This window comes from Streptomyces sp. NPDC107575, assembly GCF_055657265.1.
The window spans coordinates 997,728-1,019,136 of sequence record NZ_JBVKBG010000001.1 but is presented as its reverse complement, the minus strand read 5'-3'; the positions used below and the strand labels follow the sequence as shown (position 1 = coordinate 1,019,136).

Genomic DNA, 21,409 nt, shown 5'->3' with positions numbered 1-21,409 from the left:
AACGCCCCCGCGCACACGCTGGCACCGGCTGCCCATGACCCCCGCGGCCACCGTTCCTATCGTCCTGACATGCCTCCAGGAACCGCGCCCCCACCAGCCGCTTCCCCTGTACGGCCGCCGGCCGTGACACGTCCGGCCGCCCCTGTCACGGTCCTCGCCATCGGCGGCAACGCGCTCCTCAACGGCGGCCCGCGCGCCACCATCGCGGAACAGTTCGCCGCCGCCCGGCAGTTGGCGCGCCCGGTGGCCGAACTCGTGCGTGCGGGCCACCGCGTCGTCGTCACCCACGGCAACGGGCCGCAGGTCGGCTTCATCAAGCGGCGCGCCGACCTCGCCGCCGAACTGGCCCCCGAACTCCCGCTGCTGGACCTCGACATGTGCGTCGCCGACTCGCAGGGCAGCATCGGCTACATCCTCGTGCGCGGCCTGTCCGACGCCCTGCCGTCCGGCTCCCGGCCGGTGGCGCTGCTCACGCACACCGTCGTCGACCCGGACGACCCGGCGTTCGCCCGGCCCACCAAGCCCATCGGCTCCCACTACGAGCGCGCGGAGGCGGAGCGGCTCGCCGCCCGGCACGGGTGGGCCGTCGCCGACGACGCGGGGCGCGGCTGGCGGCGCGTCGTCCCCTCGCCCGTGCCGCAGGCCGTGGTCGAACTGGACGCCATCGCCGCCCTGTTGGACGCCGGGCACGTCGTGGTGGCGGGCGGGGGCGGCGGCATCCCCGTCACCCGGGGCCCGGACGGGGCACTGCTCGGCGTGGAGGCGGTCGTCGACAAGGACGCGACGTCCGCGCTGCTCGCCTCGGCGCTCGGCGCGGACGAGCTGATCGTGACGACCGGCGTCGAGCGGATCGCCCTCGACTGGGGCACCCCGCACCATCGCGACCTCGACCGGATGGACGCGGCGCAGGCCCGTGAGCATCTGGCGGCGGGCCAGTTCCCCGAGGGCAGCATGGGGCCGAAGGTGCGCTCGGCCCTGGACTTCCTCGCATCAGGCGGCCACCGTGTGCTGATCACGTCGCCGGGCGCGCTGAACGAGGCGCTGCGCGGCACGACGGGCACGCGCATCGTCCCGCAGGTCCGCACTGACCGGTCGGTCAACGGCAATCGCAACACGACGGCTTCGGAGCCGTAACACGCCGCAAGCAAGATCGCCCCTGCCGCAGACTCCCTCTCCTGGCGCTTCTCCCCCTCCCTCCGCCCACCCCTCTCGGCCGAAGGACCTCATATGACGCTGACCTCCGCCGCCCCCTCCCCCGACGCCATGCCCGTCGACGGCCGCCACCACCTGGCCACCACGCCCGACACCGCCCGCTGGGGCGTGCTCCCCCGCGCGGACAGCGCCCCGGTGCTGAAGGTCGACGACGGCGACACGGTCACGCTCGACCTCGTCTCCCACGAGGGGATCCTGCCGGACCAGGGACGCGACCCGGTGGAGTTCTTCGGCGGCTACGGAGTGCCGGCCCACCAAGTACCGCGCGACGCGCAGGAGATAGCGGCCTCCGACCTCGGCCGCGAGCTGGAGGGCCTGATCGGCCCGCACATCGTCACGGGTCCCGTCGCGGTGCGCGGCGCACGCCCCGGTGACCTGCTGTGCGTGCGCACCCTGAGCCTGCACCGGCGTACGCACTACGGCATCGTCTCCAACCGGCACACCCGAGGCTCCCTTCCCGACGAACTCCCGGACCCCGACATCGAGTTCACCGGACCCGACACCAGGCGCGCCCGGGAAGGCACGGTCTCCTCGTTCTGCACGGTCGAGCGCGACGGGGACGGCGCCGAGTTCGGCGTGCTGCGCTGCACACCGACGCTCAGCGCCCGCTTCCCGCTCGGCCCGTTCGTCGGGATCATGGGCGTGACGGACGACAGCCCGGACACCCTGAGTTCGGTGCCGCCGGGTCCCTTCGGCGGCAACCTCGACATCAAGCACCTGACCTGCGGATCGAGCCTGTACCTGCCCGTACGGACCGAGGGCGCGGGGTTCTACGCGGGTGACCCGCACTTCGCGCAGGGCAACGGCGAGGTGGCGCTCACCGCCCTGGAGGCGCCGCTGCGGGCCACCGTCCAGTTGTCCGTGGTGCGCGGCGAGGCGGCGCGCCGGGTGACCGGGCTGCTCGCGGAGCCGTTCGCCGAGACCCGTACGCACTGGATCCCGTTCGGGCTCGACGCCGACCTCGACGAGGCGATGCGCAAGGCCGTGCGCAACGCCCTCGCCTTCCTCACCGCGCGCACCGGCATGGACCGGGCCACCGCGTACGCGTATCTCAGCGCGGCGGCCGACTTCGAGGTCTCGCAGGTGGTCGACCAGATCAAGGGCGTCCACTGCCTGATCCGCAAGGCGGACTTCCCCGCCGAGACGTAACCACCGATCCGCCCCAGGTCGCGCCCGCACGCACCGCACCCGCACCCGCCCGTCACGCATCTCTCGACCGAAGGAGAACCACCGTGACCGCTCTGCTGCTGCGCCACACGCGTGTGGAGGACTCCCCCGACCCGACCGACATCCGCGTCCGCGGCGGACGGATCGAGGCCATCGGCCCCGGTCTCGCTCCGCCGGACGAGGCCGGCGCCGAGGTCCTCGACTGCGCGGGCCGCGTCGTCGTCCCCGGCCTGATCGAGGCACATCTGCACCCGGACAAGGCACTGCTCGACGGACTGACGCCGGAGGGCACCGGTTCCCTCGCGGACGCCATCAGGATCACCGCACAGCTCAAGGCCGGGTTCACCCACGACGAGGTACGCGCGCGTGCCGAGCGGGTCCTGCGCATGTGCGTCCTGAACGGCACCACCACGATCCGCGCCCACCCCGACGTCGACCCGGTCGCGGGCCTGACCGGGCTCAACGTCCTGCTGGAGCTGCGCGAGAAGTGGGCGGCCCTGGTCACCCTCCAGGTCGTCGCCTTCCCCCAGGAAGGCATCCTCAAGGCGCCCGGCACGGAGAAGCTGCTCCGCGAGGCGCTCGATGCGGGCGCCGATGTCGTCGGGGGTTGTACGTACAACGAGGCGTCCCTCGCCGACTGCCACCGGCACGTCGAACTGGTCCTCGACCTCGCGGCGGAGTACGGCGTCCCGGCCGACATGCACGCGGACTTCGGCGACGACCACGGCGACAGCCGCTTCGCACTCGCCGAGTTCATCGCCGCCCGCACCGCCGAACGCGGCCTGCAGGGGCGGGTGACGCTCGGCCACGCGACCTCGCTGGCCGGGCGCCCGCCCGCCGAGCGGAGCGCCACCCTCGCCGCACTGGCGGCGGCCGGTGTCGCGGTCGTGCCGCTGCCCGCCACGGACCTCTTCCTCGGCGGTCGCGGCGACGACACGGCGCCGCGCCGGGGCCTCGCCCCCGTGCGCGAACTCTGGGACGCGGACGTCCTCACCGCCTGCGCCACCAACAACATCCGCAACGCCTTCACCCCGTACGGCACCGGGGACGTCCTGGAGACCGCGCTGCTGCTCGCCCGCATCGCGCATCTGTCGGGCCCCGCCGATCTGCGCCGGGTGCTGCGCATGGTGACGTACGACGCCGCGCGCGTGATCGGCGTTCCGGAGGCGGACTACGGGGTGCGGGAGGGGGCCGTCGCCGACCTCGTCGTCCTGGACACCCACGACCACGCCACGCTGCTCCTGGACCGTCCCGCGCGGACCGCCGTCATCAAGTCGGGACGGGTGGTGGCCCGTTCGACGGTCACCTCTGAACTCGACAATTCCCTCGTCCAGAGTGAGGTGGCCTGACATGGCCGAGGCGACGACAGGAACGAGCACGGCCGCTCCGGTGACTCCCGTGACGCGGGAGCGGATTCCGCACGAGATCGTGGCATCGGTGCTCGCCGCGACGACCGCGTTCGTGGGCGGCACCGCGCTGCATCTGCCGCCCTGGGCGATCTTCATCTCGTGGGCGGGCATGTTCCTGATGGGCGGCCCGAGCCTCGCCGGCGCGCGCAAGATGTGGTGCGCGATGCCGGTGGGCTCCACGTACGCGCTGCTCATCGTGCTTCTGGAGACGAACGCAGGCACGGCGTTCGGGGAGAGCCAGCTGGCCAGGAACGCGTTCGGGGCGCTGTGCATCCTCGTCCTGAACAGCGCGCTCATGTACACGGGACGGGTGCGGTTCTTCTCTCTCATCCCCGGCATGTTCTTCGGGTTCGCCAGCTACTTCGCGACGTTCTTCGGCGGGTTCGGCTTCGACGCGGGCAACCCGTGGGCGGCCTGGGTGTGCGTGGTCGCCATGAACGCGCTCGGGCCGGTGTACGCCTGGCTGTCGAACGCGCTGACCTTCCCGGTGGAGATCAAGTCGCCTTCCTGAGCCGCCCTGTTCACCCGGGTGTCACTCCGCGTTCGGGGCGGGGGCCGACCGTGTGCGCTGTACACCTTCACAGCGCCGCAGGAGGCCCCATGTCCCCGCTCGTCCCCGGTACACGTCGCATCCTCGGACGTTCCGTCGCGGCGGGGGTCCCCCTTGCCGCGCTCGTGGCGATCGGGCTGGCCCCGGCCGCGACCGGCGCGCCCACCGGATCCGGCGCGGCCGAGGTCACCGGCAGCGCGACGCTCGGGGACATACCCCTCGGCACGTTCAGCAATACGCTGCTGCCGGGCAGCGTCGGCGACGACCGGGGCGTGGACCTCGGCGGCATCGGCTCGGACCTCTACCCGGCGGGCCGCAAGGGCGAGTTCTGGACGGTGACCGACCGCGGCCCGAACGGCCAGATCAAAGTGGACGGCACGAAGCGCCGCACGTTCCCCGTGCCCGGCTTCGACCCGGCCATCGTGAAGATCCGTGTCACCGGCGACCAGGTGAAGGTCCTCGACGCGATTCCGCTCACCACGCGGTCCGGCAAGCCCGTCACCGGCCTGTCGAACCAGGAGGCCCGCGACGAGAAGCCGTACACGTACGACGCCAAGAGTCCGCTCGCGTACAACCCGAACGGTCTCGACACCGAGGGCATCGTGCGCGCCGCGGACGGCAGCTTCTGGCTCGTCGACGAGTACGGCCCCTCGCTCGTGCACGTGTCCGCGGCCGGCCGGGTCCTCGCCCGGCACGTGCCCAAGGGACTCGATCTGCAGGGCGCGGACTACCGGGTCGTCGAGTCGCTGCCGTCCGTGCTGCTGCATCGCAAGGTCAACCGGGGCTTCGAGGGGCTCGCCCAACTGCCGGGCGGTGACCTGGTCCTCGCGGTGCAGAGCCCGCTGTCGCTGCCGGACGAGGACGCGGGCGAGGCCTCCCGGACGACGCGCCTGCTGCGGTTCTCGCCGAAGAGCCAGTCGGTCACCGCGGAGTACGCCTACCGCTTCGACCCGGTGGACGTCGTGGACCCGGGCGAGGACGACCCCTCCGAGCTGAAGATCTCCTCCGTCGTCGCGGTCGGCGGCGACCGGCTGCTCGTGGAGGAGCGCACCGACAAGGCGGCCCGCCTTCAGGAGGTACGGCTCACGCGCGGCGCCGACATCCTGGGCGGGCGCTGGGACGACGACGCCACGTCCCCGTCCCTCGAGCAGCTGGCCGATCCGGCGGCGCAGGGCGTCCCGGTCCTCGACAAGCGTCTCGTGGTGGACCTGAACAAGGTCGACGGCGTCCCGGACAAGATCGAGGGCATCGCGATCGCGGGCCGCGACACGCTCGCCCTGATCAACGACAACGACTTCGGGATGACCGACGGCGCCGGGGCGTTCGACGCGGACGGGCGGCTCGTCGACAGTGGCGTCGAAACGAAGGTGACGCAGGTGAAGCTGCCGAAGGGCGCCCTGTAGGCGCACGTCCCCACCGGTGGATCACCCGCCCAGCGCGCTGGGCAACTCGCTCGGAAGTTCGCTGGGCAGCTCCGAGGGGAGCTCGCTCGGCAGTCCGCTGGGGAGCTCGCTCGGCAGCTTGCTGGGCAGCTCGGACGGAATCTCGCTGGGGATGCTCAACGAGGGTGAGGGCGTGGCCCGTTCACTGCTCTTGTCGGGCGACTTCTCGTCGCCGCCGGAGGAGCTGTCGCGGGTCGCCACGAGGACGACGGCGCCCACGATCACCACGAGAGCGACGAGCGTCGCGATCACCAGGAACATGCGCCGGTCCGGGCGGCGCGGCCCCTCGGGCGGCGGCGCGCCGAAGCCGCCGGGCGGTGGCGCGTCGCTCGGCGGCGGAGGCGGCTGCGGCGGCATCGGCGGTAAGGACACCCCTCCAGAATTGCCGCATCGACCCCGGCGCGCGAGCCCCTGGGGCAAGTTGACCGACCGGACGGCGTACGTCCGGTCGGTCCGCCCTCTCCTACGGGTTCGGGATCAGGCGTGCACGCCCAGCAGGTGGTCCATCGCCAGCTGGTCGAGGCGCTCGAAGGCCATGCCGCGCTCGGCGGCGGCGTTCACGTCGAACTCCTCGAAGGCGCTCTTGTCGGCGAGCAGCCCGGCCAGGCCGTCGGCGGCGGTCGGCTTGGCGAGCTCGTCCAGGCGGGAGGCGGCCAGGGCGGCCTGGACCTCGGCGTCGTCGCGGAAGGCGGCGGCCCGGTCCTTGAGGATCAGGTAGTTGCGCATGCAGCCCGCGGCCGAGGCCCACACACCGTCGAAGTCCTCGGTCCGCGGCGGCTTGAAGTCGAAGTGCCGCGGCCCCTCGTAACCGGCCTGCTCCAGGAGGTCGACGAGCCAGAACGCGGCGCGCAGGTCGCCGGCGCCGAAGCGCAGGTCCTGGTCGTACTTGATGCCGGACTGGCCGTTGAGGTCGATGTGGAAGAGCTTGCCCGCCCACAGGGCCTGGGCGATGCCGTGCGGGAAGTTGAGGCCCGCCATCTGCTCGTGGCCGACCTCGGGGTTCACGCCGTACAGCTCGGGCCGCTCCAGGCGCTCGATGAACGCGAGCGCGTGGCCGACGGTGGGCAGCAGGATGTCGCCGCGCGGCTCGTTCGGCTTGGGCTCGATGGCGAACTTGATGTCGTAGCCCTGCTCGGTGACGTACTCGCCGAGGAGGTCGAAGGCCTCCTTCATGCGGTCGAGGGCGTCACGGACGTCCTTGGCGCCGCCGGACTCGGCGCCCTCGCGGCCGCCCCACGCGACGTAGGTCTGGGCACCGAGCTCGGCGGCGAGGTCGATGTTGCGGATGACCTTGCGCAGGGCGTAGCGGCGCACGTCGCGGTCGTTGGCGGTGAAGCCGCCGTCCTTGAAGACCGGGTGCGTGAACAGGTTCGTGGTGGCCATCGGGACGACCATCCCGGTGGCGTCGAGGGCCTCGCGGAACCGCTTGATGTGCGATGCGCGCTCGGACTCGGAGGCGCCGAAGGGGATCAGGTCGTCGTCGTGGAAGGTCACGCCGTGGGCGCCGAGCTCGGACAGGCGCTGCACGGACTCCACCGGGTCGAGCGCCGACCGGGTGGCGTCGCCGAACGGGTCGCGGCCCTGCCAGCCGACGGTCCACAGACCGAAGGTGAACTTGTCGTCAGGGGTGGGCTGGTACGTCATCTTGCGGCTCCCTCGCCGACTATTTCGTCATGGCGCTTTACAAATTAGTATGCGGGGACGCCGCTGGGAAGAGCCGACCGCATCACAGATACAGATTCGTTTTCGTACCGCGAGATTTCACGAGATTTCGGGAGAGCCGCATGTCCGCTGCCGAAGGACCCCTCGTCGTAGGGGTCGACAGTTCCACGCAGTCCACGAAGGTCCTGGTCGTCGATGTCGCGACGGGCGCGACCGTGGCGAGCGGGCAGGCGCCGCACACCGTGACCTCCGGCGCGGGCCGCGAGAGCGATCCCGAGGAGTGGTACCGGGCGCTGCGCGAGGCGCTGGCCCAGTGCGGCGACGCGGCCCGGCGCGCCTCGGCGGTCGCGGTCGGCGGGCAGCAGCACGGCCTGGTCACGCTGGACGCGCGGGGGCGGCCCGTACGGCCCGCGCTGCTGTGGAACGACGTGCGTTCCGCCCCGCAGGCGGCCCGCCTGGTGGACGAGCTGGGCGGGCCGAAGGCGTGGGCGGAGCGGTTCGGCAGCGTGCCGGGCGCGTCGTTCACGATTTCGAAGTGGGCGTGGCTCGCGGAGCACGAGCCGGAGGCGGTGCGCGCCACGGCCGCGGTGCGGCTGCCGCACGACTACCTCACCGGCCGGCTGACCGGTGACGGCACGACGGACCGGGGCGACGCGTCAGGTACGGGGTGGTGGGCATCGTCGACCGAGGCGTACGACGAGGACGTGCTGGGGCGGGTCGGGCTCGACCCGGCGCTGCTGCCGAGGGTCGTGGGGCCGGGCGAGGTCGCGGGCACGGTGCACGCCGGGGACAGTGAACTTCCGTTTGCCAAGGGCACGTTGGTGGCGGCCGGTACCGGTGACAACGCGGCCGCCGCGCTCGGCCTCGGCCTGCTGCCGGGAACTCCCGTACTGAGCCTGGGCACTTCGGGCACGGTGTACGCGGTGTCGCGCAACCGGCCGAGCGACCCGTCCGGCACCGTCGCCGGATTCGCGGACGCGCGCGGCGATTGGCTGCCCCTTGCGTGCACGCTGAACTGCACGCTCGCGGTGGACCGGATCGCGGCGCTCCTCGGCCTGGACCGGGAGGCGGTCGAGCCGGGCGGCACGGCGACGATCCTCCCGTACCTGGACGGCGAGCGGACACCCAACCTGCCCGACGCCTCCGGCCTGTTGACGGGGCTGCGCCACGACACGACCGGCGGGCAGCTGTTGCAGGCGGCGTACGACGGGGCGGTGCACGCACTGCTCGGCGCCCTCGACCGGGTGCTCGACGCGGACGCCGACCCCGCGGCTCCGCTGCTCCTCATCGGCGGTGGGGCGCGCGGGACGGCCTGGCAGGAGACGGTGCGACGGCTTTCGGGGCGTGCGGTGCAGGTGCCCGAGGCCGGTGAACTGGTGGCGCTCGGCGCGGCGGCGCAGGCCGCGGGCGTGCTGACCGGCGAGGACCCGGGGGCGGTGGCCCGGCGCTGGGACACGGCACGTGGCCCGCTCCTCGAGCCGGTGGAGCGGCGGGACGAGGCGACGCTGGAGCGGATCTCGGGGGTGCTCGCGGGGGCGGGGGCGCTGCTCGGGAACGATCTCGGGAGCGGTGTCGGAAACGGGTGAGGTCCGCGCCTCACGTGGAACCACCTCCCGAAGACCCCACCTCACCGCCCCTGGGAGCATGAGCGCATGACCGCACCACTGCACCGGCCGCGACCGGGCACGTCCGACACCCAGCAGGCCATGCGCCGCCGCAACCTGTCCCGCGTCATGCACGCGGTCGCCGCCGAGGGGCCGCTCTCGCGGGCCGCGGTGGCGCAGCACATCGGCCTGACGCGGGCGGCCGTGTCCACGCTCGTCGACGAGTTGATCCGGGCGGGGCTCCTGGAGGAGCTGGGGCCGCAGCGTCCGGGCGGCGTCGGCCGGCCGGGTTCCGCGCTCGCCGTCAGCGGTCAGGGTCCCGCGGGTCTCGGAGCCGAGGTGGGCGTTGACCATCTCGCGGTGTGCGCGGTCGATCTGCGGGGCGAGGTACGCGCCCGGGGGCACCGCCGGGTGAGCAACCGGGGGCGCGCCCCGAGGCCCGTACTGGACGAACTCGCCGACCTGGTACGGGAGGTGGGCGGCGAGGCGGAGGCGGCCGGGCTGCGACCCGCCGGGCTCGCGATCGCCGTGCCGGGCCTGGTCGCGCGCGGCACCACGACCGTCGTGCGCGCCCCGAACCTCGACTGGCACGACACGGACGTCGCCTCGCTGCTCCCCCACAACGTGCCGGTCACGGTCGAGAACGAGGCGAACTTCGGCGCCCTCGCCGAACTGTGGCTCGCCGAGGACTCCCCCGCCGACTTCCTCCACGTGTCGGCGGAGATCGGCATCGGCGCGGCGCTCGTCGTGGACGGCCAACTGCTGCGCGGGACAAGGGGGTTCGCGGGGGAACTGGGCCATGTCCCGGTGCGCCCGGAGGGGCCCGCGTGCCCGTGCGGCGGGCGCGGGTGCCTCGAGCAGTACGCGGGCGAGGAGGCGGTGTTGCGCGCGGCGGGCATCGAGCCGGGGCCCGACCGGGTGTCGCTGCTGGCCGAGCGGGCCGCCGGCGGGGACACGGCGACGCGCCGGGCGCTGCGCTCGGCGGGCACCGCGCTCGGCATCGCGCTGACCGGTGCGGTCAACCTGGTGGATCCGCGCGCGGTGGTTCTCGGCGGCGCGCTGTCCCGTCTGTCGCCCTGGCTCCTGCCGTCCCTGGAGCGGGAGTTGACCCGCCGTACGGCGTCCCCTGAGGACGGCGTCATCGCGTCCGGGCTCGGCTCGGACGGGCCGCTGCTGGGGGCGGCGCACTCGGTGGTGCGGTCGGTGCTGGACGATCCGGTGGGGGCGGTGGCGGCCTGAGGGCGGAGCCGGTGAGGCGGACTCGGTAGGGGCGGAGCCGGTGGAGGCGGTCGCCGCCCGGGCGCCGGGCCGGCGGGATCCGCCGCGGGTTCCACTGGTCGGGACCTCTGACGTGCGGTTGTTCACAATGCGCCGGTTGTCCACAGATCTTCGGTGCCCCCTTCCGCCCCAACCTGCGAGCGCCGTACCGTGATTCACGCGAGGCGCCGCACCACCGTCCGTCCGACAGGTGGCGGCGCGCGCACGGGAAAGGGGGATTCCTGTGTCGGGGGACGTCATGGAGAGCATCGGGTCACCGTCGAGGCCGGTCCAGGTCTACGCGTGTTCCTTGGCGGGCATATCGCTGGTGCCCGGCGTCGTCCACCGCATACCAAACGCACCGCGGGCCGCACGCGCGACCGCGTGAGAGCGCGGCGCCCCTGTGGTGCCCCCAACCGCCCAGCCCACCCCCACCGCACAACGCACCGACCCCGCCCCACTGAGCTCCGCCCCACCGGTGACCGAGAGGCAGGATTGACATGGACCGAGCAAGCAAACCGTTCCCGAGCCGCCGCCGGCTGCTCCAACTCGGCGCGCTCGCCGCGGCGCCCACCGCGCTGCTGGCCACGGGCCGGGCCGACGCCCGGCCGCTGGCGTCGGTGGACTACCCGAAGGCCGAGTCCGTTCCGGCGAGCAAGTCCAACTACACGGTGGCCAACCGTCCGCTGACGTACCCGGTCGAGTTCGTGATCGTGCACGTCACGCAGGAGGACTACGCGACCACGCTCGACATCTTCAAGAACCCGGCCAAGCAGGTCTCCGCGCACTACGTCGTGCGCTCCTCCGACGGCCACATCGCCCAGATGGTGCGGGAGAAGGACGTCGCGTGGCACGCGGGGAACTGGGACTACAACACGCGCAGCGTCGGCATCGAGCACGAAGGCTGGGTCGACAAACCGGAGTACTTCACGGACGCGATGTACCGGGAGTCGGCGGCGCTGACCGCGTCGATCTGCACGCGCTACGGCATTCCGAAGACCCGCGAGCGGATCATCGGCCACGTGGAGGTGCCCGGCGCGGACCACACGGACCCGGGGCCCTACTGGGACTGGGACCGGTACATGCGGCTGGTCGCCGCTGCCTGATCCCGGCGGGCCCGGCCGCCTCCACACCCGTGAGTGGCATGTGCCGATTCGCCCGATCCGTGTTCCGCTCCTTGTCGGCCCGCTCCCCCGGGGTGACGATGGTCGCGCCACCGCACCGTCGCGAAGGATCCCGCCTGGAGGCCGCGTTGACCGATCAGTGGGTCGCCCTGGAGCCGGGCACGGACCCGTCCGAGCGGGTCCGGGCGCTGCGCCGCGCGCACGAGCGGTTCACCGCGGTGGGCACCGTGGTCCGTCCGGTGCGCCCGGTCGTCGCCGCGTCCTGGCGCCGCTCGGCGGGCGCGCACGTCAGCCCGGACGCCTCGGCGTCGGTGGAGATGCGCGAGGGCGATCTCGGCAGCTACCGGGCGGAGCATCCGCTGGCCCGCGTGATGCCGCTGTTCCGCGAGCTGATGGGCACGTTCGCGGCGGACGGCGAGCATCTGCTCGCGGTGTGCGACGCGCACGGCAGGCTGCTGTGGGTGGAGGGACACACCGGCACGCGGCAGGCGGCGGGCCGGATGAACTTCGTGCCGGGCGCCCGCTGGTCGGAGTCGGCGATGGGGACGAACGCGCCGGGCACGGCCGTCGCGGTGGACCGTCCGGTGCAGGTCTTCGCGGCCGAGCACTTCATCCGCAAGGTCCAGCCGTGGACGTGCGCGGCGGCTCCCGTGCACGACCCGCACACCGGCCGGCTGCTCGGCGCCGTCGACATCACGGGCGGCGACCGGCTCGCACACCCGCACAGCCTGGCGTTCGTCCAGGCGGTGGCGCGCGCGGCGGAGTCCCAGCTCGCCCTGCTTGCCCCGCCACCCGCGGCCGAGCCGGCGCTGCGCCTGACCGCGCTCGGCCGCGACGACGCCCTCCTCCTCACCCCGGCAGGCCACAAGCTCCGCCTCAGCCGCCGCCACAGCGAGCTGCTGGTCCTCCTCGCCCGCCACCCGGAGGGCCTGACCGGCGACGAACTGATGTGTTTCCTGTACGAGGACGAGTCCGTGACACCGGTGACGCTGCGGGCCGAACTGGCGAGGCTGCGCCGGGTCCTTGGCCCCGACGTGCTGCGTTCCCGCCCCTACCGCCTTTCGACGCCGGTCGACTCGGACCTCACCACGGTCGAGCGCCGACTCGCCTCGGGAGCGGTCACCGCGGCGGCGTCCGCGTACAGCGGCCCACTCCTCCCCACATCACAGGCGCCCGCCGTGGCCCGCATCCGCCACCGCCTCGCCGACGAACTCCGGGCCGCGCTCATCGCCCGCGGCGACCCCGATCTGCTCGCCGACTGGGTGCACGCCCCCTGGGGCGAGGACGACCTGGACGTCTGGCGCGCGCTCGCGGCGATCCGCCCGACGCCGCCGGTCCTGGCCCGCCTCGCCGCGCTCGACGACGAACTGCGCTCCCCGGCCCCGTACGCAACGTAGCTGCAACGTCCGGACTCCTAGCCTCCCCTGCGAACGCTGCCCAAAGGCGGGCAGCCGCACAGGAGGCAAGCCAACATGACCCGCTATGCAGCGCCCGGCACCCAGGGCTCCGTCGTCTCCTACCAGGCCCGCTACGACCACTTCATCGGCGGCGAGTACGCGCCGCCCGCCCGCGGCCAGTACTTCGAGAACCCGAGCCCGGTCAACGGGCAGCCGTTCACCGAGATCGCCCGCGGCACGGCCGAGGACGTCGAACGCGCCCTCGACGCCGCGCACGCCGCCGCGCCCTCCTGGGGCCGCACCTCCCCCGGCGCCCGCGCGGACCTCCTCCTCAAGATCGCCGACCGCATGGAGCAGAACCTCGAACTCCTCGCCGTCGCGGAGAGCTGGGAGAACGGCAAGCCGGTCCGCGAGACCCTGGCCGCCGACATCCCCCTCGCGATCGACCACTTCCGCTACTTCGCGGGCGCGGTCCGCGCGCAGGAGGGCAGCCTCTCCGAGATCGACGACGACACGGTCGCCTACCACTTCCACGAGCCCCTGGGCGTCGTCGCCCAGATCATCCCGTGGAACTTCCCCATCCTGATGGCGACATGGAAACTGGCCCCGGCCCTCGCGGCGGGCAACGCGGTGGTCATCAAGCCGGCCGAGCAGACCCCGGCGTCGATCCACGTCTGGCTGGACCTGGTCAAGGACCTGATCCCGGCGGGCGTGGTCAACATCGTCAACGGCTTCGGCGTGGAGGCGGGCAAGCCCCTCGCTTCCTCCTCCCGCGTGGCGAAGGTCGCGTTCACGGGCGAGACCACGACGGGCCGCCTGATCATGCAGTACGCCTCGGAGAACATCAAGCCGGTCACCCTCGAACTCGGCGGCAAGTCCCCGAACATCTTCTTCGACGACGTCTGGGCCAAGGACGACGACTTCCGCGACAAGGCCCTCGAGGGCTTCACGATGTTCGCCCTCAACCAGGGCGAGGTGTGCACCTGCCCCTCCCGCGCGCTCATCCAGCAGGGCCACTACAGCGAGTTCCTCGAAGCGGCCATCGCCCGCACCGAGGCCATCAAGCCGGGCCACCCCCTGGACACCGACACGATGATCGGCGCCCAGGCCTCCAACGACCAGCTCCAGAAGATCCTCTCGTACCTGGACATCGGCCAACAGGAGGGCGCGAAGGTCCTCACGGGCGGCAACCGCATCGAGTACGACGGCGAACTCGCGGGCGGCTACTACGTCCAGCCCACCATCTTCGAGGGCTCCAACCGCATGCGCGTCTTCCAGGAGGAGATCTTCGGCCCGGTCGTCTCGGTCGCCCCCTTCGCCGACTACGACGACGCCATCAAGATCGCCAACGACACGCTGTACGGCCTGGGCGCCGGCGTCTGGACCCGCGACATGAACACGGCGTACCGGGCGGGCCGTTCGATCCAGGCGGGCCGCGTCTGGACCAACTGCTACCACGCGTACCCGGCGCACGCGGCGTTCGGCGGCTACAAGCAGTCCGGCATCGGCCGCGAGAACCACAAGATGATGCTGGACCACTACCAGCAGACGAAGAACCTGCTCGTGTCGTACTCGGCACAGAAGCTGGGCTTCTTCTAGAGGCACACAGCAAGGCGCCTGACCTCGTCCTTCACGCGTCAGGCGCCTTGCTCAACAACTGGTGCGGCGGGTCTATCAACTGACGACACGTCAGGTTACGCTCCGGCCCATGACTTCCACGGTGGTCTGGGGCACCGGGAACGTGGGACGCGCGGCGATCCGAGCCGTCGACGCCCATCCCGGGCTCGAACTCTGCGGCGTGCTCGTGCACGACCCCGCCAAGGACGGCCGCGACGCGGGCGACCTGGCCGGATGCGACCACGCCCTCGGTCTCGCCGCGACGACGGACGTCGACGCGGTGCTCGCGGCCCGGCCCGGCGCCGTCTTCTACGCGGCCTCCGGCGAGCTGCGCCCCGACGAGGCCCTCGACGACATCTGCCGCGCCCTGCGCGCCGGTGCCGTCGTCGTCTCCCCCGCCCTCTATCCGCTCTACGACCACCGCAGCGCACCGCCCGACTTCACCGATCCGGTGCGCGCGGCCATCGAGGCGGGCGGCGGCTCGCTGTTCGTGTCCGGCGTCGACCCCGGCTGGGCCAACGACGTACTGCCGCTGCTGCTCAGCGGTCTCGGCACCCGCGTCGACGTGCTGCGCTGCCAGGAGATCTTCGACTACTCGACGTACGACCAGGAGGACTCGGTACGCGATCTCGTCGGCATGGGGCACACCATGGAGTACGAGCCCCTGATGCTGGCGGAGTCCGTGCCGACGATGGTGTGGGGCGGGCAGCTGCGGCTGATGGCGCGGGCGCTCGGGGTCGAACTCGACGAGATCCGCGAGACGTTGGAGCGCCGGGCCCTGGAGAGCGATGTCACGACGGCGACCATGGGGGACTTCGCCGCGGGCACCCAGGGCGCGGTCCGCTTCGAGGTGCAGGGCGTCGTGGACGGCGAGGTGCGCATCGTCGTCGAGCATGTGACGCGGATCCATCCGTCCTGCGCGCCCGACTGGCCGGTACCGCCCGGCGGCGGGGCCGGCGCGCACCGAGTGATCGTCGAGGGCCGCCCGCACATCGAGGTCACCGTCCAGGCCACCGACGAGGGCGGCAACCACGCGGCGGGCGGCAACGCGACCGCCGTCGGGCGCCTCGTCGGCGCGATCGACTGGCTCGTGGGCGCGCCGCCGGGACTCTACGACGCGCTCGACGTGCCCATCTCCCCCGCCGTCGGCCGGCTCGGAAGGAAGCAGTCATGAGGATCGACATACCTGACGGGCAGGAACCCATTCCGTACGTGTGGGGCGCGATGGTGCCCGGCATCGGGCCCGCCGCGGCGCAGTTCTCCATGGCCGTGTACGACCATTCCACGCTGGGACTGCGGGAGTTCGAGGCCGCGCGGCTGCGGATCGCGCAGATCAACGGTTGCCAGTTCTGCCTGGACTGGCGCACCGAGCGGGACGGCGAGAAGGTCGAGTCGTCGTTCATCGACGCCGTCGAGGACTGGCGCGGGACCGACGCGTTCGACGAGCGGACCCGGCTCGCGGCCGAGTACGCGGAGCGCTACGCCGTCGACCACCACGGCCTGGACGAGGAGTTCTGGAAGCGGATGACGGCCCACTACAGCCAGGCCGAGATCGTGGAGCTGAGCATGGCCATCGGCTCCTGGCTCGCCTTCGGACGGCTCAACCATGTGTTGGGGCTCGACACGGCGTGCTTCCTGCCCAAGCCCTGAACCACCGCTTGGCGGCCGGGACTTGGGCAGGTCGCGGCCGTCAGAGGTCAGTGGCGACGATCTTGGCGATGTTGCGCTCGGCGAGCGCCGTGATCGTCACGAACGGGTTGACGCTGGTGTTGCCCGGGATCAGCGCACCGTCGATGACGTAGAGGCCCGAATAACCGTGCAGGCGGCCGTAGTTGTCGGTCGCTTTGTTCAGTACGGCGCCGCCCAGCGGGTGGTACGTGAGCTGGTCGCCCCAGATCTTGTACGTACCGAACAGGTCGGTGCGGTAGATCGTGCCCTCCTTCGCGTTGATCTTGTCGAAGATGGTCTTCGCCGCGTTGATCCCCGGCTGCTTCCACGCCGTCTGCCAGTTCAGGTCGACGCCGCCGGACGTCGGGTTGTACGTGAACTCGGCCCGGTTCGGGTTCTTCGTGATGGACAGGTAGAAGGACGCGTACGTCTCGATGCCGGTCGGCAGCGGCGCCACTTCGGCGAAGGCGCCGCCCGCGGCCCAGTTGTCGATGCCGCCGGTGGGGATGGACGCCTGGAGCGAACCGGTCGGGTCCCACAGGTGGTTGGCGCGCCCGCACATGACGTTCCCGTTGTCGCCCCAGCCCTTGCCGATCTCGCCGTTGAGCGCGGGCAGGACGCCGGTCGCCTTGAGCCGGGTGAGGAGCTTGCTGGTGCCGACGCTGCCCGCGGCGAAGAAGACCCGGTCCGCGGTGACTTCCTTGGTGGCCGTGACGGTGCCCGTGGTGTCGAGCTGGTCCATGCGCACGGTGTAGCCGCCGCCTGCGGCCGGGGCGACCGATGTCACCTTGTGCAGCGGGGTGATGGTGACCTTCCCGGTGGCCGTGGCCCGCGCGAGGTAGGTCTTCTGCAGAGACTTCTTGCCGTAGTTGTTGCCGTAGAGGATCTCCCCCGCGAGCGCCGACTTCGGCACCGTCCCCGCGGCCTCCTGCTTCATGTAGTCCCAGTCGTAGACGTCGGGGACGAACACGAACGGGAAGCCCGAACGCTGGGCGTGCTTACGGCCGACGCGCGCGTACTGGTAGCACTCGGCGCTCTCGAACCAGTTCGGGTCGATGGTGGCGACGCCGAGTCCCGCGTTGGCCCGCGGGTAGTACGTGCCGTACATCTCGCCCGCGTCCACGGACGGCAAGATCGCCGCGAAGTTCTCCCGCTTGGGCGTCACCGCCATGCCGCCGTTGACCAGTGAGCCGCCGCCGACGCCGCGGCCCTGGTAGACGGTGATGCCGGCGAAGTCCTCGGCGTCCAGGATCCCGGTGTACTTCGGGATGTCCTTGTCGATCGGGAAGCCGAGGAAGTTGCTCAGGGGCTGCTTGGTTCTGCATCTCAGCCAGAAGGATCTCTTGTCGGGCGCGGTGGTGTTGGCGAAGATCTTGCCGTCGGATCCCGGGGTGTCCCAGGCCATGCCCATCTCCACCATCCGCACGTCGACACCGGCCTCGGCGAGCCGGAGCGCGGCCACGGAGCCGCCGTACCCGGTGCCGATGACGAGGGCGGGCAGGTGCGCCCCGTCGGCGACGGGTGCGACGGCCGCGGCGGTGGAGCGGTCGGCCGCGGCGGCGTGACCGCTGAGGGCCACGGCGCCGAGGAGAGAACTCGTTCCTGCGAGGAAGCCTCGGCGGGAGATCCCGCTACGGGCCACTTCAGGACGGGTTGAGTCGGTCATTGCACGTTCCTCACTCTCTACGGAATGGGAACGAGTTCTACTGTTGATCGGTAATCAAGTCGATGCATACCGATAGGTAACGTGCGTCCAATTCGCGCCAACTTCTCCCGATCTTGGACACCGACCTGGGGTCCGATCTCAGACGGCGACGAGCTCCCGGTCTCGGTCCGGCGTCGTTGCCGTGGGCTTCTCGGTCGGCTTGTTCGGCTTGTTCGGCAGGGAGAGTCGGAAGACCTTGTGCCACGCGGAGAACACCTGCTTGGGCAACGGTCCGGTGACGTAGTCCAGCTCGTACTTCTCGAACAGCGCGCGGACCTTCACCGCGACCTCGGCGTACCGGTTGCTCGGCAGGTCCGGGAAGAGGTGGTGCTCGATCTGGTGCGACAGATTGCCGGTCATGAAGTGCATGGCCTTGCTGCCGCTGATGTTCGCGGAGCCCATCATCTGGCGCAGATACCACTGGCCGCGCGTCTCGCCCTTGATCGACCGGCGCTCGAAGACCTGGACGCCCTCGGGGAAGTGACCGCACATGATCACCGAGTGGGACCAGATGTTGCGGACCAGGTTCGCGGTGAACGTGGCGGCGAGCGTGGGGAGGAACGACGGGCCCGAGAGCAGCGGGTGGATCACGTAGTCCTTGAGCACCTGCTTGCGGATCTTGCGACCCACGGCCTTGGCCCGCGCGCGGAACTCCGGGTTCTTGCGGCGGCGCTTGCTCAGGTTCTTGCCGAGCTCCAGGTCGTACGCCGCGATTCCGTATTCAAAGAAGCAGGCGTTGATGAAGTTCCACAGCGGCTGGCCGAGGTGGAACGGCTGCCACTTCTGGTCCTCGTCGACGCGCATGATGCCGTAGCCGAGGTCGTTGTCCTTGCCGATCACGTTGGTGTACGCGTGGTGCAGCTCGTTGTGCGAGTGCTTCCACTGGTCGGACGGCGAGACGTGGTCCCACTCCCACGTGGTGGAGTGGATCTTCGGGTCCCGCATCCAGTCCCACTGGCCGTGCAGGATGTTGTGGCCGATCTCCATGTTGTCCATGATCTTCGCCACGGACAGACCCGCGGTGCCGATCAGCCAGGCGGGCGGGAACATCGAGAACAGCAACACACCACGGCTGGCCAGCTCGAGCGTGCGCTGCGCCTTGATGACCTTGCGGATGTAGGCGGCGTCCTGCTCGCCGCGTCCTGCGATCACCTCGTCGCGGATCGCGTCCAGCTCGCGGCCGAGCTCCTCGATCTGCTCTGCGGTCAGGTGGGCGGTGGGGTCGATGGCGGTCAAGGTGCTCCTACCGTTCGATGTCGCAGGGGCCCGCGGCGGCGGACACACAGGTCTGGATGAGGACGCCCGGCTCGGCCTCGGTGATCTCGCCGGTGCGCAGGTCGCGGACGGCGCCCGCCTTGAGCGGCGTGACGCAGCCGAAGCAGATGCCCATACGGCACCCGGAGGGCATGAGGACGCCGCTCTCCTCGCCGACGTCCAGCAGCGGAGTGGCACCGTCCGCGTCGACGGTCTTTCCGGTGGCGCTGAACGTGACCTCGCCGCCGTCACCGGCGACGACGACGCTGGGGCGGAAGCGTTCGGTGTGCAGTCGCTCTTGTACGCCGTGCTCGCGCCAGTGCTCTTCGGCGGCGTCGAGCAGGCCGGCCGGCCCGCAGGCCCAGGTCTCGCGCTCGGTCCAGTCGGGCACGAGTTCGTCGAGACGGGCGATGTCGAGCATGCCGTCCGTGTCGGTGTGCACCTCGGTGAGCCGCAGCTTCTCGGCCGCGGCCAGGCCGCGCAGTTCGTCGCGGAAGATCACGTCCTGCGACCGCGGCGCGCAGTGGATCATTACGGCGTCGTCGAACTCGGTGTCGCGCAGCATGCCCATCACGGGCGTGATGCCGCTGCCGGCCGTCAGGTAGAGCACCTTGGCGGGCTTGGCCCGCGGCAGCACGAAGTCACCGGTCGGCTGGTCGAGGTGGATCAGCGTGCCGGGTGTCGCCCTGCGGACGAGGTGGTTGCTGACCTTGCCGTCCGGGATCGCCTTCACGGTGATGGTGACGCGGCCGTCCTGGCGGTGGGTCGGCGAGGTGATGGAGTAGGCGCGCCACAGGCGCACCCCGTCGACGTCGACGCCGACCCGGATGTACTGACCGGCCGTGTGGCCGCGCCAGCCGCGTCCCGGCCTGATCACGACGGTCGCGGCGTCGCCCGTCTCGGGGTGCACGGCCTCGATGCGCCCCCGCAGGTCGGCGCCCGCACGCAGCGGGCTGACCAGGTCGAGGTAGTCCGACGGCAACAGTGGCGTCGTGACCATCTCCAGCAGTTTCCACGCCCTGCTGCGGAGGGCTGTACTCGTCATGGGTCCAGCTTGGTGCGTCTCAAGGCGTAAAGTCCTGACCGCAGGACGTAAATCTGGTCGACTGAATTGTTCGCAGGGAACAAAAACGTGAGCCAAGCAATCCGGAGAGCCAGCGAGCTGACCCTGGACGAGACGACGGTCACCGCGCTTCGGGCCGCGCTGAGGACGACCGCCGACGAGATCGTCCAGGCGATCATCGACGAGGTGCCGCCCTACGCGAACGCCCTGTCGGGCAGCATGGGCGGCACCATCCGCCGGGCCGTCCGCACCGCGCTCGGGCACTACCTGGACCTCGCGAGCGGGAGCGCCAGCGGTGGCGACGCCAGTGACGCGGCGTACGAGCTGGGGCGGGGCGAGGTGCGCGACGGCCGTTCGATGGACGCGCTGCTCAGCGCCTACCGGGTCGGCGCCCGCGTGGCCTGGCGGTGCCTGGCAGCGGGTGCCGTACCTGCGGGTCTGCCCGCCGCCGAGGTAGCCAAGTTCGCCGAGCTGACCTTCGCCTACATCGACGAGCTGTCCGCCGCGAGCGCCGCGGGTCACGCCGACGAACTGGCCGCCCGGGGCCGGGCCCACGAGCTCCACCTGGAACACCTGGCCCACGACCTCCTCGCCGGCGCGAGCCCGGACGTGCTGCTGGCCTCCGCGCAACGGGCCGGGTGGCAGCCCCCGGATTCGCTGACCGCGGTCCTGCTCCCCGCCGCCCAGGCCCGGCCCGCCTACCGGTCGCTCGACCCGAGCACCCTCGTCCTCGACGATCTGCCGGATGCCACGGGTGTGCTGCTCGTCCCCGACGCCGACCGGTCACGTCTCCTGCGGCAGCTGACCGACCGCACCGCCGTGGTCGGCCCGGCGCGGCCGTGGACGCGTGCGTCCGCCTCGTACGCGCGAGCCGTACGCGCGCGTTCCCTGTCCCCCGATATTCGTGACACCGAGGACCATCTGCCCGAGCTGGTGCTGAGCGCCGACGCGGACGCGTTCGCGGACCTACGTGCCCGGGCCCTGGCACCGCTCGGGTCCTTGCCCGCCGCGACCGCACGCCGCCTTGAGGAGACGCTGCGGGCGTGGCTCCTTCACCAGGGCAGGCGGGACGAGGTGGCGGCGGCGTTGTTCGTCCATCCCCAGACGGTCCGGTACCGGATGTCGCAGCTGCGGGACCTGTTCCCGGACCTCGCGTCGGCCCACCGGGTCCTCGAACTGACGCTGGCGGTCGGTCTCAGGGGCGGCGGCTGACGCGTACGTCGACCGAGAGACGATGATGGTGGACGGGTAATGACGGAACGACGAAACGCAAGGTCA

The 21,409-nt window shown here is 71.6% G+C and carries 18 protein-coding genes; 13 read left to right on the top strand and 5 right to left on the bottom strand.

All coding sequences use genetic code 11. The features are described 5' to 3' along the window. Positions 1 to 123: 123 nt before the first annotated feature. The 5 genes from ACZ7L4_RS04715 (at position 124) to ACZ7L4_RS04695 (ending at position 5,741) form a co-directional block, all read left to right on the top strand. A complete protein-coding gene (locus ACZ7L4_RS04715) occupies positions 124 to 1,134 on the top strand; it encodes a carbamate kinase (RefSeq protein WP_472099673.1) in 1,011 nt (336 codons plus the stop codon). A gap of 93 nt (positions 1,135 to 1,227) precedes the next feature. Then, positions 1,228 to 2,361: an acetamidase/formamidase family protein gene (locus ACZ7L4_RS04710; protein ID WP_472099671.1), complete on the top strand. Its 1,134-nt coding sequence runs from the start codon at positions 1,228 to 1,230 to the stop codon at positions 2,359 to 2,361. 83 nt (positions 2,362 to 2,444) lie between these two features. Further along, positions 2,445 to 3,728, top strand: a complete 1,284-nt coding sequence (locus ACZ7L4_RS04705) for an amidohydrolase family protein (RefSeq protein WP_472099669.1) — start codon at positions 2,445 to 2,447, stop codon at positions 3,726 to 3,728. A 1-nt stretch (position 3,729) separates the two neighbouring features. After that, the gene (locus ACZ7L4_RS04700) at positions 3,730 to 4,299 is read left to right on the top strand and encodes a DUF1097 domain-containing protein (protein ID WP_472099667.1); all 570 of its coding nucleotides are present in this window, start codon (positions 3,730 to 3,732) and stop codon (positions 4,297 to 4,299) included. Positions 4,300 to 4,388: 89 nt separating this feature from the next. Beyond that, complete coding sequence (locus ACZ7L4_RS04695) at positions 4,389 to 5,741, top strand: esterase-like activity of phytase family protein (protein WP_472099666.1); 1,353 nt, start codon at positions 4,389 to 4,391, stop codon at positions 5,739 to 5,741. A 21-nt stretch (positions 5,742 to 5,762) separates the two neighbouring features. On the opposite strand, the gene ACZ7L4_RS04690 is transcribed toward ACZ7L4_RS04695, so the two are convergent. Both ACZ7L4_RS04690 and xylA read right to left on the bottom strand, forming a co-directional pair. After that, a complete protein-coding gene (locus ACZ7L4_RS04690; protein WP_472099665.1) occupies positions 5,763 to 6,152 on the bottom strand; it encodes a hypothetical protein in 390 nt (129 codons plus the stop codon). A 105-nt stretch (positions 6,153 to 6,257) separates the two neighbouring features. Continuing rightward, a complete protein-coding gene (gene xylA / locus ACZ7L4_RS04685; RefSeq protein ID WP_472099663.1) occupies positions 6,258 to 7,424 on the bottom strand; it encodes a xylose isomerase in 1,167 nt (388 codons plus the stop codon). Between the two features lie 140 nt (positions 7,425 to 7,564). Here xylA and xylB point away from each other — a divergent pair, with 140 nt between their 5' ends. The 7 genes from xylB (at position 7,565) to ACZ7L4_RS04650 (ending at position 16,091) form a co-directional block, all read left to right on the top strand. Further along, entirely contained in the window at positions 7,565 to 9,028 is a 1,464-nt protein-coding gene (gene xylB / locus ACZ7L4_RS04680) for a xylulokinase (protein ID WP_472099661.1), read from the top strand. 66 nt (positions 9,029 to 9,094) lie between these two features. Next, positions 9,095 to 10,285 carry an ROK family protein gene (locus ACZ7L4_RS04675; RefSeq protein ID WP_472099659.1) on the top strand — a complete coding sequence of 397 codons (1,191 nt, stop codon included), beginning with the start codon at positions 9,095 to 9,097 and terminating at the stop codon, positions 10,283 to 10,285. 518 nt (positions 10,286 to 10,803) lie between these two features. Beyond that, complete coding sequence (locus tag ACZ7L4_RS04670; protein ID WP_472099657.1) at positions 10,804 to 11,409, top strand: N-acetylmuramoyl-L-alanine amidase; 606 nt, start codon at positions 10,804 to 10,806, stop codon at positions 11,407 to 11,409. A gap of 146 nt (positions 11,410 to 11,555) precedes the next feature. Further along, positions 11,556 to 12,824: a GAF domain-containing protein gene (locus tag ACZ7L4_RS04665; protein WP_472099655.1), complete on the top strand. Its 1,269-nt coding sequence runs from the start codon at positions 11,556 to 11,558 to the stop codon at positions 12,822 to 12,824. Between the two features lie 75 nt (positions 12,825 to 12,899). Then, a complete protein-coding gene (exaC, locus tag ACZ7L4_RS04660) occupies positions 12,900 to 14,423 on the top strand; it encodes an acetaldehyde dehydrogenase ExaC (RefSeq protein WP_472099653.1) in 1,524 nt (507 codons plus the stop codon). Between the two features lie 109 nt (positions 14,424 to 14,532). Beyond that, the gene (locus ACZ7L4_RS04655; protein ID WP_472099652.1) at positions 14,533 to 15,615 is read left to right on the top strand and encodes an NAD(P)H-dependent amine dehydrogenase family protein; all 1,083 of its coding nucleotides are present in this window, start codon (positions 14,533 to 14,535) and stop codon (positions 15,613 to 15,615) included. Continuing rightward, the gene (locus tag ACZ7L4_RS04650; protein ID WP_472099650.1) at positions 15,612 to 16,091 is read left to right on the top strand and encodes a carboxymuconolactone decarboxylase family protein; all 480 of its coding nucleotides are present in this window, start codon (positions 15,612 to 15,614) and stop codon (positions 16,089 to 16,091) included. The genes ACZ7L4_RS04655 and ACZ7L4_RS04650 overlap by 4 nt, the downstream gene beginning before the upstream one ends. A 40-nt stretch (positions 16,092 to 16,131) precedes the next feature. Here ACZ7L4_RS04650 and ACZ7L4_RS04645 read toward each other — a convergent pair whose 3' ends face one another. From ACZ7L4_RS04645 to ACZ7L4_RS04635, 3 genes are all read right to left on the bottom strand, one after another. Further along, positions 16,132 to 17,775 carry a GMC oxidoreductase gene (locus tag ACZ7L4_RS04645; protein ID WP_472099649.1) on the bottom strand — a complete coding sequence of 548 codons (1,644 nt, stop codon included), beginning with the start codon at positions 17,773 to 17,775 and terminating at the stop codon, positions 16,132 to 16,134. A 138-nt stretch (positions 17,776 to 17,913) separates the two neighbouring features. Next, complete coding sequence (locus ACZ7L4_RS04640) at positions 17,914 to 19,050, bottom strand: fatty acid desaturase family protein (protein ID WP_472099647.1); 1,137 nt, start codon at positions 19,048 to 19,050, stop codon at positions 17,914 to 17,916. A 7-nt stretch (positions 19,051 to 19,057) separates the two neighbouring features. Beyond that, positions 19,058 to 20,068, bottom strand: coding sequence for a ferredoxin reductase (locus ACZ7L4_RS04635; protein ID WP_472100394.1), 1,011 nt, complete (start codon positions 20,066 to 20,068; stop codon positions 19,058 to 19,060). Positions 20,069 to 20,200: 132 nt separating this feature from the next. On the opposite strand from ACZ7L4_RS04635, the gene ACZ7L4_RS04630 reads away from it, so the two are divergent. After that, positions 20,201 to 21,343: a PucR family transcriptional regulator gene (locus ACZ7L4_RS04630; protein ID WP_472099645.1), complete on the top strand. Its 1,143-nt coding sequence runs from the start codon at positions 20,201 to 20,203 to the stop codon at positions 21,341 to 21,343. The last annotated feature ends 66 nt before the right edge of the window (positions 21,344 to 21,409 follow it).